The organism is Ancylobacter sp. IITR112, assembly GCF_041415945.1.
GTDB lineage: Bacteria > Pseudomonadota > Alphaproteobacteria > Rhizobiales > Xanthobacteraceae > Ancylobacter.
This window is the reverse complement of sequence record NZ_JBGCUS010000001.1, coordinates 4,027,657-4,042,624: the sequence shown is the minus strand read 5'-3', so window position 1 is coordinate 4,042,624 and position 14,968 is coordinate 4,027,657. Positions and strand designations below refer to the sequence as shown.

At 68.5% G+C, this 14,968-nt stretch carries 18 protein-coding genes; 11 read left to right on the top strand and 7 right to left on the bottom strand.

Annotated features, from left to right (window positions below; all coding sequences use genetic code 11):
• Window positions 1-133 precede the first annotated feature (133 nt).
• The 10 genes from AAC979_RS19225 (at window position 134) to AAC979_RS19180 (ending at window position 8,939) form a co-directional block, all read left to right on the top strand.
• Window positions 134-544, top strand: coding sequence for a VOC family protein (locus AAC979_RS19225; RefSeq protein ID WP_371348490.1), 411 nt, complete (start codon window positions 134-136; stop codon window positions 542-544).
• A 157-nt stretch (window positions 545-701) separates the two neighbouring features.
• A complete protein-coding gene (locus AAC979_RS19220; RefSeq protein WP_371348489.1) occupies window positions 702-1,643 on the top strand; it encodes a sugar phosphate isomerase/epimerase family protein in 942 nt (313 codons plus the stop codon).
• A gap of 252 nt (window positions 1,644-1,895) precedes the next feature.
• Window positions 1,896-3,791 (top strand): molecular chaperone DnaK, encoded by a 1,896-nt coding sequence (dnaK, locus tag AAC979_RS19215; RefSeq protein ID WP_371348488.1) that lies wholly within the window; start codon window positions 1,896-1,898, stop codon window positions 3,789-3,791.
• Window positions 3,792-3,997: 206 nt separating this feature from the next.
• Entirely contained in the window at window positions 3,998-5,140 is a 1,143-nt protein-coding gene (dnaJ, locus tag AAC979_RS19210; RefSeq protein WP_371348487.1) for a molecular chaperone DnaJ, read from the top strand.
• Between the two features lie 139 nt (window positions 5,141-5,279).
• The gene (locus AAC979_RS19205) at window positions 5,280-5,915 is read left to right on the top strand and encodes a class I SAM-dependent methyltransferase (protein ID WP_371348486.1); all 636 of its coding nucleotides are present in this window, start codon (window positions 5,280-5,282) and stop codon (window positions 5,913-5,915) included.
• Between the two features lie 34 nt (window positions 5,916-5,949).
• Window positions 5,950-6,534 (top strand): NADPH-dependent FMN reductase, encoded by a 585-nt coding sequence (locus AAC979_RS19200; RefSeq protein WP_371348485.1) that lies wholly within the window; start codon window positions 5,950-5,952, stop codon window positions 6,532-6,534.
• A gap of 48 nt (window positions 6,535-6,582) precedes the next feature.
• Window positions 6,583-7,293: an orotidine-5'-phosphate decarboxylase gene (gene pyrF, locus AAC979_RS19195; protein WP_371348484.1), complete on the top strand. Its 711-nt coding sequence runs from the start codon at window positions 6,583-6,585 to the stop codon at window positions 7,291-7,293.
• A gap of 23 nt (window positions 7,294-7,316) precedes the next feature.
• Window positions 7,317-7,937: a DUF1330 domain-containing protein gene (locus AAC979_RS19190; RefSeq protein ID WP_371348483.1), complete on the top strand. Its 621-nt coding sequence runs from the start codon at window positions 7,317-7,319 to the stop codon at window positions 7,935-7,937.
• A 189-nt stretch (window positions 7,938-8,126) separates the two neighbouring features.
• Window positions 8,127-8,366, top strand: coding sequence for a 30S ribosomal protein S21 (gene rpsU / locus AAC979_RS19185; RefSeq protein WP_213755039.1), 240 nt, complete (start codon window positions 8,127-8,129; stop codon window positions 8,364-8,366).
• A gap of 93 nt (window positions 8,367-8,459) precedes the next feature.
• Entirely contained in the window at window positions 8,460-8,939 is a 480-nt protein-coding gene (locus AAC979_RS19180; protein ID WP_371348482.1) for a GNAT family N-acetyltransferase, read from the top strand.
• A 9-nt stretch (window positions 8,940-8,948) separates the two neighbouring features.
• Here AAC979_RS19180 and AAC979_RS19175 read toward each other — a convergent pair whose 3' ends face one another.
• From AAC979_RS19175 to AAC979_RS19165, 3 genes are all read right to left on the bottom strand, one after another.
• Window positions 8,949-9,221: a hypothetical protein gene (locus AAC979_RS19175; protein WP_371348481.1), complete on the bottom strand. Its 273-nt coding sequence runs from the start codon at window positions 9,219-9,221 to the stop codon at window positions 8,949-8,951.
• Between the two features lie 180 nt (window positions 9,222-9,401).
• Window positions 9,402-9,875 carry a TIGR02301 family protein gene (locus AAC979_RS19170; protein ID WP_371348480.1) on the bottom strand — a complete coding sequence of 158 codons (474 nt, stop codon included), beginning with the start codon at window positions 9,873-9,875 and terminating at the stop codon, window positions 9,402-9,404.
• A complete protein-coding gene (locus tag AAC979_RS19165; protein WP_371348479.1) occupies window positions 9,853-10,296 on the bottom strand; it encodes an NUDIX hydrolase in 444 nt (147 codons plus the stop codon). The genes AAC979_RS19170 and AAC979_RS19165 overlap by 23 nt, the downstream gene beginning before the upstream one ends.
• A gap of 234 nt (window positions 10,297-10,530) precedes the next feature.
• Here AAC979_RS19165 and AAC979_RS19160 point away from each other — a divergent pair, with 234 nt between their 5' ends.
• Window positions 10,531-10,827, top strand: a complete 297-nt coding sequence (locus AAC979_RS19160; protein ID WP_371348478.1) for a hypothetical protein — start codon at window positions 10,531-10,533, stop codon at window positions 10,825-10,827.
• A gap of 7 nt (window positions 10,828-10,834) precedes the next feature.
• On the opposite strand, the gene dapE is transcribed toward AAC979_RS19160, so the two are convergent.
• The 4 genes from dapE to argB all read right to left on the bottom strand — a co-directional run bounded on the left by dapE (window position 10,835) and on the right by argB (window position 14,921).
• Window positions 10,835-12,043, bottom strand: coding sequence for a succinyl-diaminopimelate desuccinylase (dapE, locus tag AAC979_RS19155; RefSeq protein WP_371348477.1), 1,209 nt, complete (start codon window positions 12,041-12,043; stop codon window positions 10,835-10,837).
• Between the two features lie 147 nt (window positions 12,044-12,190).
• On the bottom strand, window positions 12,191-13,033 hold the full coding sequence (gene dapD, locus AAC979_RS19150; RefSeq protein ID WP_371348476.1) for a 2,3,4,5-tetrahydropyridine-2,6-dicarboxylate N-succinyltransferase: 843 nt from the start codon (window positions 13,031-13,033) through the stop codon (window positions 12,191-12,193).
• A gap of 65 nt (window positions 13,034-13,098) precedes the next feature.
• Window positions 13,099-13,824 (bottom strand): pyrimidine 5'-nucleotidase, encoded by a 726-nt coding sequence (locus AAC979_RS19145; RefSeq protein WP_371348475.1) that lies wholly within the window; start codon window positions 13,822-13,824, stop codon window positions 13,099-13,101.
• 173 nt (window positions 13,825-13,997) lie between these two features.
• Complete coding sequence (gene argB, locus AAC979_RS19140; RefSeq protein WP_371348474.1) at window positions 13,998-14,921, bottom strand: acetylglutamate kinase; 924 nt, start codon at window positions 14,919-14,921, stop codon at window positions 13,998-14,000.
• Between the last annotated feature and the right edge of the window lie 47 nt (window positions 14,922-14,968).

Sequence of the window (14,968 nt, the reverse complement as noted above, 5' to 3'; positions counted from 1 at the left end):
TCTAGAAGGGTTCGCGCCTCATCGCAAGCCATCGCGGCGTCAACATGGCGGGCGGGGCCGGCCGGCGGGGATGAACCCGGCGCGGCTTTTCGGGTTATGGTGTGCGAAGCGTTAACAGGGCGGGGGAAACAGCATGGAAACCAAGTCGGAAGCCGGGCCGCCGGCGGGGCGCCCGCACGGCATCTTCATCTGGAACGAACTCAACAGCCGCGATGTTCCCGCCGCCAAGGCGTTCTATGCGCAGACGCTGGGCTGGAGCTTCGAACTGATGCCGATCGAGGGCGGGCCGGAATACTGGATCATCCGCCAGGGCGAGACGCAGGTGGGCGGCATCTTCCCGCTGGAAGGGCCGGAGTTCTGCGGCATCCCCGAGCACTGGCTGCCCTATATCGCGGTGGACAATGTCGATGCACGCTGCGAGCGGGCGGTCGCCGCCGGCGGGGCGGTGCTGCGGGCGCCGTTCGACGTGCCGGAGGTCGGCCGCATCGCCATCGTCCGCGACAGCAACGGCGCCGTCGCCGGGTGGATGACGCCGAAAATGTGACGCGGCGGCGGCTCGCCAATGCCGGCTAACCTACCGTAAATCAAGACGATTCGGCGTAGCCGTTACGTCTGTGCCATATATGTGGCGTAAGAGGGCCGCGAGATGTCGCCCGGCCGTCACACACGTTAACACTCGACATCAGGGGAAGATCGACACGATGCAGTTTCACATTCCGGTTCCCGCCATTCGCGCCTGCGGCTTCTCTCTTCGCGAAGGGAGCCCCGAATTCGACGATGTGGGAACCGGGCTCGACGAGGCGGAAGCGCTGGGCGTCGATCTCGTGGAACTGCCGGTCTATGCCTGGCACCTCGTAGTGAACGGTCGCCTGCTCGACAACCGGCTGAAAGACCTCGTCCGGGCGCTGGAGGGCCGGCGGCTCGGCTACAGCGTGCATGGCGCGCTTGCCGTCAATCTGATGGACGTGCCGGAGCGGCTGGCCCGGCATGAACAGGTGCTGGCCGCCCATATCGAGATCGCCGCCGCCATCGGCGCCGAGCATCTCGTCATGCATTCCGGCTTCGTGCGCGACCCCGACGACGATATCGAAGTCGCCTATTCCCGCCAGCGCGACGCGCTCGTCCGCGCCGGGGACCTCGCAGCGGCGAAGGGGGTGACGCTGTGCGTGGAGAACATTTTCCGCTTCATCCATGCGCGCGAGACCGCGACCCCGGCCAAGCTGGCGGGCGAACTCGCCGCCATCGACCATCCCGCCGTCAAGGCGACGCTGGATGTCAGCCACGCCTATATTCGCTGCACCGATGCGCGGCTCGACCCGATCGCGGAAATGGCGGCGCTCGCCCCGCATGTCGCGCATTTCCACCTGCACGATTCCTTCGGCCGCCCCAATGAGCGCCGGCCGGGCGATGTGTGGTTCTACGACCCGGCCGAGGCGGTCGCCTTCGGCGAGGGCGACCTGCACCTGCCGATCGGCTGGGGCGGTATCGACTGGGACGCGGTGGTGCAGATGGTGCGCCCGCCGGCGGGAGCGCTCGCCATTCTCGAACTCAACCCCCGCCACTGGCGCGAACTCGCCGACCAGGTGCCGGTGCTGCGGGCGCTGGCCGGGCGCTTTCAGGCGGCGGTAACGCCGGCCGCCTGACGCCCCCGCCCCCCTGCCCGGCCAGGGGTCGGGCCAAGGTCCGGCCACGGTCCGGCGAGGCTTTGGCCCCGCGCATCTTTTCCGTGCAAGCTGCTTCTTGCGGCGGAATGAGCCGCCCCCTATATCGGCCCCGAACGGCGCGGATAGCGTCGTACCCGATTGTTTGGGGGCCGGTCCGGGGGCGCGGCACATTGCCTGTACCTCCCCGGGTGCTTCAAGAAGGTCCGGCCGGCCTGCCGGAAGGAGAAACACATGTCTAAAGTCATCGGCATCGACCTCGGCACGACCAATAGCTGCGTCGCGGTCATGGAAGGCACCTCGCCGAAGGTGATCGAGAACGCGGAGGGCGCGCGCACCACGCCGTCCATCGTCGCCTTCACAGAGGATGGCGAGCGCCTCGTCGGCCAGCCGGCCAAGCGCCAGGCGGTGACGAACCCGGAGCGCACCTTCTTCGCGGTGAAGCGCCTCATCGGCCGCCGCTACGAAGACCCGATGGTCGAGAAGGACAAGAAGCTCGTCCCCTACCAGATCGTGCGCGCCGACAATGGCGATGCGTGGCTGGAGTCGGACGGCAAGAAATATTCGCCCTCGCAGATCTCCGCCTTCACCCTGCAGAAGATGAAGGAGACGGCCGAGGCCTATCTCGGCGCCAAGGTCGACAAGGCGGTCATCACCGTCCCGGCCTATTTCAACGACGCCCAGCGTCAGGCCACCAAGGATGCCGGCCGCATCGCCGGCCTTGAGGTGCTGCGCATCATCAACGAGCCCACCGCGGCTGCCCTCGCCTACGGCCTCGACAAGAAGTCGGCCGGCACCATCGCGGTCTACGACCTCGGCGGCGGCACATTCGACGTGTCGGTGCTGGAGATCGGCGACGGCGTGTTCGAGGTGAAGTCGACCAATGGCGACACCTTCCTCGGCGGCGAAGATTTCGACATGCGGCTCGTCAACTACCTCGCCGACGAGTTCAAGAAGGAGCAGGGCATCGACCTGCGCAACGACAAGCTCGCGCTGCAGCGGCTGAAGGAAGCCGCCGAAAAGGCCAAGATCGAGCTGTCGTCCGCGACCCAGACCGAAATCAACCTGCCCTTCATCACCGCCGATGCGTCGGGCCCCAAGCACCTGACCATGAAGCTCACCCGCGCCAAGTTCGAGGCGCTGGTGGACGACCTGATCCAGCGGACCATGGAGCCCTGCAAGAAGGCGCTCAAGGATGCCGGCCTCACCGCCGGGCAGATCGACGAGGTCGTGCTCGTCGGCGGCATGACCCGCATGCCCAAGGTGCAGGAAGTGGTGAAGCAGTTCTTCGGCAAGGAGCCCCATAAGGGCGTCAATCCGGATGAAGTGGTCGCCATCGGCGCCGCGATCCAGGCGGGCGTGCTGCAGGGCGACGTGAAGGACGTGCTGCTGCTCGACGTGACTCCGCTCTCGCTCGGCATCGAGACGCTGGGCGGCGTGTTCACGCGCCTGATCGACCGCAACACCACCATCCCGACCAAGAAGAGCCAGGTGTTCTCCACCGCCGAGGACGGCCAGACCGCGGTCACCATCCGCGTGTTCCAGGGCGAGCGCGAAATGGCGGCGGACAACAAGCTGCTCGGCCAGTTCGACCTCGTCGGCATTCCCCCGGCGCCGCGCGGCGTGCCGCAGGTGGAAGTCGCCTTCGACATCGACGCCAACGGCCTGGTCAATGTCTCGGCCAAGGACAAGGGCACCGGCAAGGAACAGCAGATCCGCATCCAGGCCTCGGGCGGTCTCTCGGATTCCGACATCGACAAGATGGTGAAGGACGCCGAGGCACATGCCGAGGAAGACAAGAAGCGGCGCGCCGCCGTCGAGGCCAAGAACCACGCCGAGGCGCTGATCCACTCGACCGAGAAGTCGCTGGCCGAATATGGCGACAAGGTCGGCGCGGCGGAGAAGGCGGCGATCGAGACGGCGCTGGCCGATCTCAAATCGGCGATGGAAGGCAATGACGCCGAGGCCATCGCCGCCAAGACCAACACGCTGGCGCAGGCCTCGCTCAAGCTGGGCGAAGCCATGTATGCCGCGCAGCAGGGCGACGCCGGCACCGCCGAGGCGCCGAAGGACGATGTGGTGGACGCCGAGTTCACCGAGGTCGACGACGACAAGAAGAAGTCGGCCTGATCGCGCTCTGAGCGCCGCCCCCGGACAGGCGTCCGGGGGCGGATTTCTTTCCGTGGCCGCGCGGCCCGCGCCGCTGCCGCCACGATCGGCGACACGCCCGGCATGCAGGATCACCGCCGGGATGTGCTCCGGCAGGTTTCCTGCATGAGGGCCGGCACCGCCCGCCGCGGGACGCGCCGGCGGCCAAGGATGCGACGGCACCACCCATGTCCAAACGCGACTATTACGAACTCCTCGAAGTCACCCGGACCTGCAGCGATGGCGAGCTGAAAAGCTCCTACCGCAAGCTGGCCATGAAGTGGCACCCGGACAAGAACCCCGGCAACAGCGAGGCGGAGCTCCGCTTCAAGGAGATCAGCGAAGCCTATGACGTTCTGAAGGACCCGCAGAAGCGCGCCGCCTATGACCGCTTCGGCCATCAGGCGTTCGAGAACGGCATGGGCGGGCCCGGCGGGCCCGGCTTCGGTTCCGACTTCGCTTCGACCTTCTCCGACATTTTCGACGACCTTTTCGGCATGTCCGGCGGCCGGCGTGGCGGCGGCGGAGGGCGCGGCGGGCGCGAGCGCGGCGCCGATCTGCGCTACAACATGGAAATCACGCTGGAGGAAGCCTTCTCCGGCAAGGACGCCACTATCCGCCTGCCGACCTCCATCACCTGCGAGACCTGTTCGGGCACCGGCGCCAAGCCCGGCACCCAGCCGACCACCTGCCGCACCTGCTCGGGCTCCGGCCGCATCCGCCAGGCACAGGGCTTCTTCACCCTTGAGCGCACCTGCCCGACCTGCCAGGGCCGCGGCCAGGTGATCGAGGATCCCTGCCCCGCCTGCGCCGGCGCCGGCCGCACCACCAAGGAGCGCACGCTGGAAGTGGCGATCCCCGCTGGCGTGGAAGACGGCACCCGCATCCGCCTCGGCAATGAGGGCGAGGCCGGCGTGCGTGGCGGCCCGCCGGGCGACCTCTACATCTTCCTCTCGCTCGCGCCGCACGATTTCTTCCAGCGCGACGGGGCGGACCTGTTCTGCCGCGCGCCGATTTCCATGGTCACCGCCGCGCTCGGCGGCACCTGCGAGGTGCCGACCATCGACGGCGAGACCACCAAGGTGAAGATCCCGGAAGGCACCCAGTCCGGCAAGCGCTTCCGCCTGTCGGGCAAGGGCATGCCGGTGCTGCGCAGCCGCACGCGCGGCGACATGTATGTGCAGGTCGTCGTCGAAACACCACAGAACCTGACGCGCCGTCAGCGTGAACTTCTGGCGGAATTCGATGCGGAATGTTCAAAGGACACGCATCCCGAATCCAGCGGCTTCTTTGCCAAGGTGAAAGATTTCTTTGCCGGCGACGCCGATTGAACGGTAAAACGTAATCGGCTCGTCATCACGGGGCCTTAACAGGAGCGGCTGCGGCCTTTAGTGTCGGTCTCGGTCCTGTCGCCTCGCTCGCCCCTGCGTGCCGCGCCTCCCCGCCACGGATTACCGGAAACGAAGTCGCATGCTCCATCGTTCTGCCGTCCCCTCGCCGAAAGAACGTCCCGACGAAGTCCGTTTCCTCCAGTCCTGGCTGCAGAACCCGCTGCGCACCGGCGCGGTGTCGCCTTCGGGCCGCGCGCTGGCGCGGACCATGGCGGGCTATGTCGACCCGGCGCAGGACGGCCCGGTGATCGAGCTCGGGCCGGGCACCGGCCCGGTGACGGCGGCGCTGATCGCCCGTGGCGTGGCGCCGGAACGGCTGGTTCTGATCGAGTACAACCCGGAATTCTGCAAGCTGCTGCGGCTGCGCTTCCCCGCCGCCACCGTCATTGAGGGCGATGCCTACAACATGGCGCGGACCCTCGAAGGCCAGCTCGACCGTCCTTCCGCCGCGGTGGTGTCCAGCCTGCCGCTGTTCACCCGCCCGGCGCCGGAGCGCCACGGGCTGCTGGACCAGGCGTTCGGCCTTTCCGTACCGCGTGCGCCCTTCATCCAGTTCACCTATGCCGTCGTCTCGCCGGTGCCGCTCGCGCCGGAGCGGTTTGACGCCCATGTCAGCCAGCGCATCTGGGCCAACCTGCCGCCGGCGCGCGTGTGGGTGTATCGTTCCACTGCGGCCCGCGCCGCCGCGCCGGAGCTGAGCGCCCTCGGTGCGTGAGGCCCGGCGCCCGGCGCCACCGGAGGAGGTTCTCATGCGCCCGCCACGGATCGTCACCTTTGCCGGCTCCATCCGCACCGGCTCCTTCTCCGCCAGCGTCGCCGCGCTGGCCGCGCGGGAACTGGCGCTGATGGAATGCGAGCCTGTGCTGCTCTCGCTCGCCGACTATCCGATGCCGATCTATGATGGCGACTTCGAAGCGGCCGAAGGCGTCCCGCAAGCCGCCCGGCAGCTACGCGACCAGCTTGCCCGCGCCGATGGCGTGTTCATCGTCACCCCGGAATATAATGCCGGCCTGCCGCCGCTGTTGAAGAACGCGATCGACTGGGCGAGCCGCGTGCGCGGGGGCGAGGGCGATGCCTTCAAGGGCCCGGTCTATGCCATCGGCTCCTCCTCTCCCGGCGGGCTCGGCGGCTACCGCGCCGCCATGATGCTGCGCCAGACGCTCGCCCTCGGCCTTGGCTGCCTGGTGCTGGCCGAGCAGGTTATGGTGGCCGGCGCCTCGCATGCGTTCGACGCGCAGGGCGACTTCACCGACGAGAAGGCGCGCGAAAGGTTGCGCGCGGTGATGACAGCGCTTATCGAGCAGGCGGCGCTGCGGGCGGGTCTGCGCGCCTGAACGAGACGGCGCCTTCCCGCAGAGGGCGCGAGCGCGGAGACCGACGCCATGCACGCCCCCGTGTCCGATCCGCGCGACCGGCTGATCGTCGCGCTCGACCTGCCCTCGGTCGGGGCGGCGGAAAGCGTCATCTCCCGTCTCGGCGACAGCGTGAGCTTCTACAAGATCGGCTATGAGCTCGGCTTTGCAGGCGGCCTCGGCCTCGCCCGCGAATTGATCGCCGACGGGCGCAAAGTGTTCATCGACTTCAAGCTGCACGATATCGGAAACACGGTGGCGCGCGGCGTCGCCAGCCTCGCCGCGCTCGGCGCCAGCTTCGCCACCGTGCATGCCTACCCCCAGACCATGCGCGCGGCGATGGAGGGCAAGGGCGCCAGCCCGCTGCGCATCCTCGCCGTCACCGTGCTCACCTCCTATGACGAGGCCGACCTCGCGGAAGCCGGCTACGGCACTGGGGTGGCGCAGACCGTGGCGCGCCGGGTGGCGCAGGCGCGCGAGATCGGCATTGACGGCATTGTCTGCGCACCCACCGACGCGGCCTCGGTGCGCGCGGCGCTGGGCGAGAGGGGCGCCATCGTCACCCCCGGCGTGCGCCCGGATGGCAGCGATGTCGGCGACCAGAAGCGCGTCGCCACGCCCTTCGCCGCCATCCGCGCCGGGGCCGACCATCTCGTGGTCGGGCGCCCCATCGTCGCCTCGCCCGATCCCGCCGCCGCCGCCCGCGCGGTGCAGGCCGAGATCGCCCGCGCGCTTTCCTGAACCGACGCAGAAGGACCGAACCCATGGCCAAGGGCTACTGGATCAGCCGCCTCGATGTGCACGACGCCGAGGGCTACACGCCCTATCTCAAGGGCGCGGAACCAGCCATCGCCGCCTTTGGCGGGCGCTTTCTGGTGCGCGGGGGCACGCCGGAAGCGCTGGAGGGCACGGCCCGCTCGCGCAATGTCGTGGTCGAGTTCCGGGATTTCGACACCGCGCTCGCCTGCTTCCACTCGCCGGAATACCAAGCCGCCTATACGCACCGCGTCGCCTCATCGGAAGGCGAGCACCTGATCATCGAAGGCTATGAGGGCGACCAGCCGGCAGCCGGCGCGCTCGCGGGCCCGGCGGCGGGGCCGGGCACCGGCTATTGGGTGATGCGGATCGACGTGCACGACATGGAGACTTACAAGTCCTATGTCGCGGCCGACGCGGTCGCCATCGCCAAATATGAGGGCTGGTTCGTGGTGCGCGGCGGCCGGCACGAGGCGGTGCACGGAGCGGCGCGCTCACGCAATGTGCTGGTGGCGTTCAAGGATCTCGCGACTGCGCTCGCCTGCTACCACTCGCCGGAATATCAGGCGGCGCTGGCCTTCCGCAGCAAGGCGGCGGCGGCTGAGGTGATCGCCATCGCCGGCGTGTAGACGCCGAGTCGCACGCCCGCACGCGGCTTTGTCGCGCCCAGCGTCGCGCCCCGGTGGACAAGGCGGGTGAGTCCTGCTATGTGCGCTCACCCTGATTGGCTGCCCGTCGTCCCGGAGGCTCCGGAACACCCGCGTCAATCGCCAGAATTCAACGATGCGCGACACGCGAAGCACGAAAGAGGAAGACACGTGCAGGTTCTCGTTCGGGACAACAACGTCGACCAGGCCCTGAAGGCGCTGAAGAAGAAGATGCAGCGCGAAGGCATTTTCCGCGAGATGAAGCTGCGCGGACATTACGAGAAGCCGTCCGAGAAGCGCGCCCGCGAGGAGGCTGAGGCCGTCCGCCGCGCGCGCAAGCTGGCCCGCAAGCGCGCCCAGCGCGAAGGCCTGCTGCCCTCCAAGCCCAAGGTCGTTCCCGGCGCCCGCTGAGACGACGCGGCGTCCCCGTGCGGGACGCCCGTTTTTGAGCGCATCCCCAAGCGCGGTGACGCCTGTCGCCGCGCTTTTTGCGTTGGAGTTCCCATGCCGGATCGCGGGCTCATCGGCGCCGCCACCCTTGCCGATCTGCGGGCGGCGCCGGCCTTCGCACCGGTCGTCGCCGACCGCGTCTGGCGCGCGTGGTGGGAAGGAAAAGGCGTGAGCCTGGCCGAACTCCGAGCCCGGCTCGACGAGAGCTTCGGCACGGCCCCCGTGCCCTCCACCTTCATCGCCCTTGACGGCACCCGCTTTCTCGGCTGCGTCGCGCTGATCGCCTGCGATGTCGAGGAACGCCCCGCGCTCGCGCCCTGGGTGGCGGCGCTGTGGGTGGAGCCGGAGGCCCGCCGGCAGGGCGTCGGTGCGGCGCTGATGGCGCGGGCAACGGACGCGGCCTTCGCCGCCGGCCATCCGCGCGTCTATCTCGCAGCGGAGCCGGCGCTCGCGCCCTATTACGCGGCACGGGGCTGGGATCGCGTGGAATCGGATGTCGACGGGCTTGAGATTTTTGCCCGGCGGGGCGGCTGAGGGCGGCGTCTACTGGCGATTATAGGGGATGGTGTATTCGCCGGCGCGGATGCGCTCGGCCAGACGCTCGGCAAAACCGGCGGCGGCTTCCTCGCCATAGGTGGCGACCATGGAACGGATGGCGGTGAACAGCGCCGCCTGGGCGAGGCAATCCTCGTCGAGCCCGTCATAGACGGCCTCGTTCCACGCCTCATCGAGATAGGCGAGCGCGGCATGGCGCTCATCCTCATGGGCCTGGTCGGCCTTGTCGTCGAGGTCGAGCGTTTCAGGGTGCTGAGACAAACCAAATCCTCCGCGTGCCGAAAGTTCGCCCCGCGGGGCACGCAACGCCCGAACCTTAGCATGCCCTGCCGGTACGTCCGCCCAAGAATTGAAGGACGGTTAATTTGCCGCGGCATAAATGCGACAGGTGTGACATAATCGTCCGCCGCCGGCCGATTCCTCGCTCAATGGCGGGCCGGCTCAATTGCTGCCATAGCGGGTCGCCACGTCGCGGGCGAGCTTGGCGCCGGTCGCGAGATAGCGCTGGCTCGCCAGCTCCGCCGAAGGCGTGCAACTGCGATAGACCTGGCGATAGCTCTCATAACCATTGTTGAAGGCGGCGGTGAGCTGGCCCCGCCGGTCGCCCGACGGCGCCTCCACATCGAGCAGACCCTGCATCTCGTCGCGCCAGCGCGCGCTCTCCGCCGCGCCGCAGAGCGGGCGCAGATAATGCAGCGCGCCGAGGATTTCCGCGAGATGCATCAGATCCGCCTCATAGGGCGGCGCGCCGCCCTGCGTCGCCTGCGCGGCGGCCGGCCGGGGCGCGAGGGCAAGGCTCGCCAGCAGGGCGAGCAGGACGAGGCGGGGCGTGGTGCATCGCATCCGGCTGTGGTGCGCCGCCGCCGCGCGGGCGTCAAGAGCCCCGGCAGCGCTATTGCGCTTCGGGCACATCATCCGCCTGCGCCAGCAGAAAGGCCGCCTCGATGATGCCGGCCAGGCCCTCGGTCGTCTCCGTGGGAAGGGCGGCGGGCAGGAACCAGCCGACCTCCGCCGCCTCCGGCCCGATGGCGGCCTCGCCCTCGACCCAGCGCGCGGCGTGGCTGACCACGACGAAATGCGCCCGCAGTTCGCCCGCCGCATCACGCTGGATAATGTCGAGCGCGCCGGCGACGCCGAGAATGTGGCAGGCGACGCCGACCTCTTCCATCACCTCGCGCGCGGCGGCCTGCGCCAGCGTCTCGCCCGGCTCGACGCGCCCGCCGGGAAGAGTCCACAGGCCCCGCGCCGGCGCTTGGCCGCGCCGAGCCAACAGCACATGGCCGTCGCGGAACACGGCAGTGCTGGCGGCGAGAACGGGGCGGATGGTGTCGGACATGGCAGGCGCTCCGGCGGGGGGATCGGCGCCATCCTAGAGCGTTTTCGAGCGAAGTGGATACCGGTTCGCGTGAAGAAAACGCGACAAAACAAGGAATTAGATCATTTCACCGTTTCCGTGAAACAGTGAAATGATCTGGCCGGATTTTCGCATGGCGGCCGCAGCCGCCGCGCCCGATTGGGGCCGTATTCGCATCGGAGAGTCGGGGGTGCGTTCACCAGGCCGGAGGCACCTATGAGCAGGACAGGCAAACGCGCGTGGCAAGGCGCTCCCGGCCTGCTGCTGGCCGGCGCGGCGCTGCTCGCCAGCCTGCCGGCGGCGGCGCAGCCCGACGGGCCCGGCCGCACGCCGGGCGGTTCGACGGAAAAGACCGATCCGGCCTGCGCGGCCTATGGCGCCGGCTTCACCCGGCTCGCCGGCTCCTCCACCTGCGTGAAGATCAGCGGCACTGTCCAGACCGATTTCTATTCCACCGATGTGAACAGCACGAGCCGCGTCGACGCGCTGGCGCCGGGCCTTAAGAGCAAATAGCGGGTGCTCAGCGCCCGAGCGCGGCGAAATAGCGGGCGATCACATCGGCATAGACCCGACTGAGCGCCACCACTTCCGCCACCGGCGTCGCCTCGTCCACCGCATGCATTGACGTGCCGACCAGCCCGAACTCGATCACCGGGCAGTAATCCTTGATGAAGCGCGCATCCGAGGTGCCGCCGGTCGTCGACAGTTCCGGGCGGCGCCCGGTGGCATGGGCGATCGCCTCCACCACGAGATCGACGAATTCGCCCGGCGCGGTGAGGAAGCTGTCGGAAGAACGCGGCTCGAAGGCGAGAGCGTAGCGCACCTCGTTGCCGGCGGCGGCGTTTAGCCGGCGGCCGATCTCGGCGGCCAGCGTTTCCGGCGTCCACAAATCGTTGAAACGGATGTTGAAGCGGGACCGCGCCTCGGCGGGAATGACGTTGTAGGCGGGGTTGCCAACATCGACCGAGACGATTTCGAGGTTCGAGGCCTGGAAATGCGCATTGCCGCCGTCTAGCGGCTCCGCCTCCAGCGCCGCGAGCAGCCTCACCATGCCGGGGATCGGGTTCTCCGCCAGATGAGGATAGCCGACATGGCCCTGCTTGCCCAACACGGTAAGGGTGCCGGAGAGCGAGCCGCGCCGGCCGATCTTCACCATGTCGCCCAGTTCCGCCCGCGAGGTCGGCTCACCGAGCAGGCAATGGTCGATGCGCTCGTCGCGGTCCGCCAGCCAGCGCAGCAGCTTCTCCGTGCCGTTGATCGCCGGGCCTTCCTCGTCGCCGGTGAGAAGGAAGGAGATGGAGCCCGGCAGTTCCGCATGGTCCGGGTCGTGGCCATGGGCGCCGGCGAAATCGAGCCCAGCGGCGATGAAGGCGGCCACGCCCCCCTTCATGTCCACCGCGCCACGCCCGTAGATGATCCCCTCATGCACCGCGCCCTCGAAGGGCGGAAAGCGCCACTGCGCCGCATCGCCCGGCGGCACCACATCGGTATGGCCGGCAAAGCACAGATTGGGGCCGCGCGTGCCGAAACGGGCGTAGAGATTCTCCACATCCGGCGTGTCCGGCGCGGTGAGTGTCACCCGGTGGGTGGCAAAGCCGGCATTGGAGAGCAGCGCGTCGAGATAGGCCAGCGCGCCGCCTTCCGCCGGGGTCACGGACGGGCAGCGGATGAGGGTGCGCAGGATGTCGACGGGATCGGCGGGCGGCTGGGAGGGTGCGGTGGCGGTCATGCATGTTCCTCTCATCGTCATCCCGGACGGCCACAGGCCGATCCGGGATCGCGTAGCGACGACATGCCCCGCTGCCGCGCGCGATCCCGGTTCTTCGCTACGCTTCGGCCGGGATGACGGTCAAGCGGGAGCGCGAGGAACCGGCGCTCAGTCGCGCAGCAGCTCGTTGATCGAGGTCTTGGAGCGGGTCTGCTCGTCCACCCGCTTGACGATGACGGCGCAATAGAGCGAGGGGCCGGGCTGGCCATTGGGGAGCGGCTTGCCGGGCAGCGCGCCGGGCACGACGACAGAATAGGCCGGCACCTCGCCGATGAAGACCTCGCCGGTGGCGCGGTCGATGATCTTGGTGGTGGCGGAGATGAACACGCCCATGGACAGCACCGCGCCGCGGCGGACGATGACGCCTTCGACCACTTCCGAGCGGGCACCGATGAAGCAGTCATCCTCGATGATGACCGGGCCGGCCTGCAGCGGCTCCAGCACGCCGCCAATGCCGACGCCACCGGACAGATGCACATTCTTGCCGATCTGCGCGCAGGAACCCACCGTCGCCCAGGTGTCGACCATGGAGCCGGAATCGACGCGCGCGCCGAGATTGACGAAAGAGGGCATCAACACGACGTTCGGGGCGATAAAGGCCGAGCGGCGGACAATGGCGCCCGGCACGGCGCGGAAGCCGGCGGCGCGGAACTCACCCTCGCCCCAGCCCTCGAACTTGGAGGGTACCTTGTCCCACCAATGGGCGCCGCCGGGGGCGCCGGGAATGGCGGTCATGTCGTTGAGGCGGAAGGAGAGCAGCACCGCCTTCTTGAGCCACTGATTGACCGTCCAGTGGCCGTCGGCGCCCGGCTCGGCGACGCGCGCCTTACCGGCATCGAGCAGCGCCAGCGCCTCGTTCACCGCGTGGCGGATCTCGCCGCCGGTCTCGAAATTGACCTCCGCCCGGTTGTCGAAGGCGGTTTCGATGATGCTCTGAAGCTGGCTCGACATGTCATTCTCCGCTGTTCGCGGGTCTTGTCCGGTCGCGCGGCGCTTCTGTCAACGGCCGAGTCGCTTCAGGCGCTCCGCAGGCCGTTCAGGAACGCGGTCAGGTCGTCCGTCACCACGTCGATATGGTCGCCGTCGCGGCCCTCATGCTCCCACGCCTCGCGATCGGCCGGGTTCACCGCGAGGCCGGGCGGCACCACCAGCACGGTGCGCATGCCGAGCTGCGCCGGCACTTCAAGGTTGCGCGCGAGGTCCTCGAACATGGCGGCGCGGGCGGGGTCCACATCGAAGCGGGCAAGGAAGCCGCGATAGGCGATCTCGTGCGGCTTGGGGTGGAATTCCGAGGAGACGATGTCATGCACATCGGCGAAATGCTCGGAAATGCCGAGCTTGGCCAGAATCTGCTCGGCATGGCCGCGCGAGCCATTGGTGTAGACCAGCTTGCGCCCCGGCAGCGCGCCGAGCGCCTCGCCCAGCGCCGGGGCGGCCTCAAGGCTGGTGAGGTCGATGGCGTGGACTGCGCTGAGGAAATCGTCCGGGTCCATGGCGTGCTCGATCATCAGCCCGCGCAGCGAGGTGCCGTATTTGCGGTAATAGCCCTTCTGCAGCGCGAAGGCCTCGTCCAGTGTCAGGCCAAGGAAATCGGCGATATAGGCGCGCATCTTCATGTCGATCTGCCGCCACAGGTCGAGCCCGGGCGGGTAGAGCGTGTTGTCGAGATCGAATACCCAGGTGTCGACATGCGAGAAGTCGACGGGTGGCGCAGTGGCGGCGTTATCGGGGGGCGTCGTCATGCGTCCTCCATAGCGGAGAGCGGGGAGCGGGGCGAGGCGCAAGTTTGCGCGCCCCCTGAACCCGCCGCACCGTCATGGCCGGGCTCGGCCCGGCCATCCACGCCTTTCCTCCGCACGCACCCGCGAAGGCGCGGATCCCCGGGCCAGGCCCGGGGATGACGACCATGAAGACGTCACCGCGTGATCAGCGTGCCGGCGCCGTGGTCGGTCAGGAGTTCCAGCAGCACCGCGTGCGGCACCTTGCCGTCGAGGATCACCACCCCCTCGACACCCTGCTCCAGCGCATAGATGCAGGTTTCCACCTTGGGAATCATGCCGCCGGAAATGGTGCCGTCGGCGATCAGCGCCCGCGCCTGGGCGATGGTCAGTTCCTTGATGAGCTGCTTGTCGGCGTCGAGCACGCCGGGCACGTCCGTCAGCAGTAAGAGGCGCTTGGCGCCGAGCGCGCCGGCGATGGCGCCGGCGAAGGTGTCGGCGTTGACGTTGAACGTGCCGCCGTCGCGGCCGGTGGCGACCGGCGCCAGCACCGGGATCAGCTCGCGGCCGAGGATCTGGTCGAGCACGGTGGTATCGACCGTCTCGGGCTCGCCGACAAAGCCGAGATCGACCACCTGCTCGATGTTCGAATCGGGATCGCGCACCGAGCGCGTCACCTTGGAGGCGACGACCATGTTGCCGTCCTTGCCGGACAGGCCCAGCGCCTTGCCGCCGGCCTCGTTGATGAAGCCGACCAGGGATTTGTTGATCGAGCCGGCCAGCACCATCTCGACGATCTCGACGGTGGCCTTGTCGGTGATGCGCAGCCCGGCGGCGAATTCGGACTTGATGCCGAGCTTGGCCAGCATGGCGCCGATCTGCGGCCCGCCGCCATGCACCACCACCGGGTTCACGCCGGATTGTTCGAGCAGCACGATGTCCTGCGCGAAGTCCCGCGCCACCTGCTCGTCGCCCATGGCGTGGCCGCCATATTTCACCACGATGATGGCGTCGTCATAGCGCTGCATGTGCGGCAGCGCCTGCACCAGCACGCGGGCCTTGGTGTGGTCGTCGATGGTCTCGGTGGCAGTCGGGGTTTCGGCGGCAGTGTCGACGGTCATGGCGGGTCCGTTCGCACGGGGAGCAGGAAGAGACGGGCGGCGCATCG

What these genes read in the sequence shown, in the direction of transcription:
- AAC979_RS19225 (WP_371348490.1), top strand. Translation starts at nt 134, where the DNA reads ATGGAAACCAAGTCGGAAGCCGGGCCGCCGGCGGGGCGCCCGCACGGC.
- AAC979_RS19220 (WP_371348489.1), top strand. Translation starts at nt 702, where the DNA reads ATGCAGTTTCACATTCCGGTTCCCGCCATTCGCGCCTGCGGCTTCTCT.
- dnaK (WP_371348488.1), top strand. Translation starts at nt 1,896, where the DNA reads ATGTCTAAAGTCATCGGCATCGACCTCGGCACGACCAATAGCTGCGTC.
- dnaJ (WP_371348487.1), top strand. Translation starts at nt 3,998, where the DNA reads ATGTCCAAACGCGACTATTACGAACTCCTCGAAGTCACCCGGACCTGC.
- AAC979_RS19205 (WP_371348486.1), top strand. Translation starts at nt 5,280, where the DNA reads ATGCTCCATCGTTCTGCCGTCCCCTCGCCGAAAGAACGTCCCGACGAA.
- AAC979_RS19200 (WP_371348485.1), top strand. Translation starts at nt 5,950, where the DNA reads ATGCGCCCGCCACGGATCGTCACCTTTGCCGGCTCCATCCGCACCGGC.
- pyrF (WP_371348484.1), top strand. Translation starts at nt 6,583, where the DNA reads ATGCACGCCCCCGTGTCCGATCCGCGCGACCGGCTGATCGTCGCGCTC.
- AAC979_RS19190 (WP_371348483.1), top strand. Translation starts at nt 7,317, where the DNA reads ATGGCCAAGGGCTACTGGATCAGCCGCCTCGATGTGCACGACGCCGAG.
- AAC979_RS19180 (WP_371348482.1), top strand. Translation starts at nt 8,460, where the DNA reads ATGCCGGATCGCGGGCTCATCGGCGCCGCCACCCTTGCCGATCTGCGG.
- AAC979_RS19170 (WP_371348480.1), bottom strand. Translation starts at nt 9,875, where the DNA reads ATGATGTGCCCGAAGCGCAATAGCGCTGCCGGGGCTCTTGACGCCCGC.
- AAC979_RS19165 (WP_371348479.1), bottom strand. Translation starts at nt 10,296, where the DNA reads ATGTCCGACACCATCCGCCCCGTTCTCGCCGCCAGCACTGCCGTGTTC.
- AAC979_RS19160 (WP_371348478.1), top strand. Translation starts at nt 10,531, where the DNA reads ATGAGCAGGACAGGCAAACGCGCGTGGCAAGGCGCTCCCGGCCTGCTG.
- dapE (WP_371348477.1), bottom strand. Translation starts at nt 12,043, where the DNA reads ATGACCGCCACCGCACCCTCCCAGCCGCCCGCCGATCCCGTCGACATC.
- dapD (WP_371348476.1), bottom strand. Translation starts at nt 13,033, where the DNA reads ATGTCGAGCCAGCTTCAGAGCATCATCGAAACCGCCTTCGACAACCGG.
- AAC979_RS19145 (WP_371348475.1), bottom strand. Translation starts at nt 13,824, where the DNA reads ATGACGACGCCCCCCGATAACGCCGCCACTGCGCCACCCGTCGACTTC.
- argB (WP_371348474.1), bottom strand. Translation starts at nt 14,921, where the DNA reads ATGACCGTCGACACTGCCGCCGAAACCCCGACTGCCACCGAGACCATC.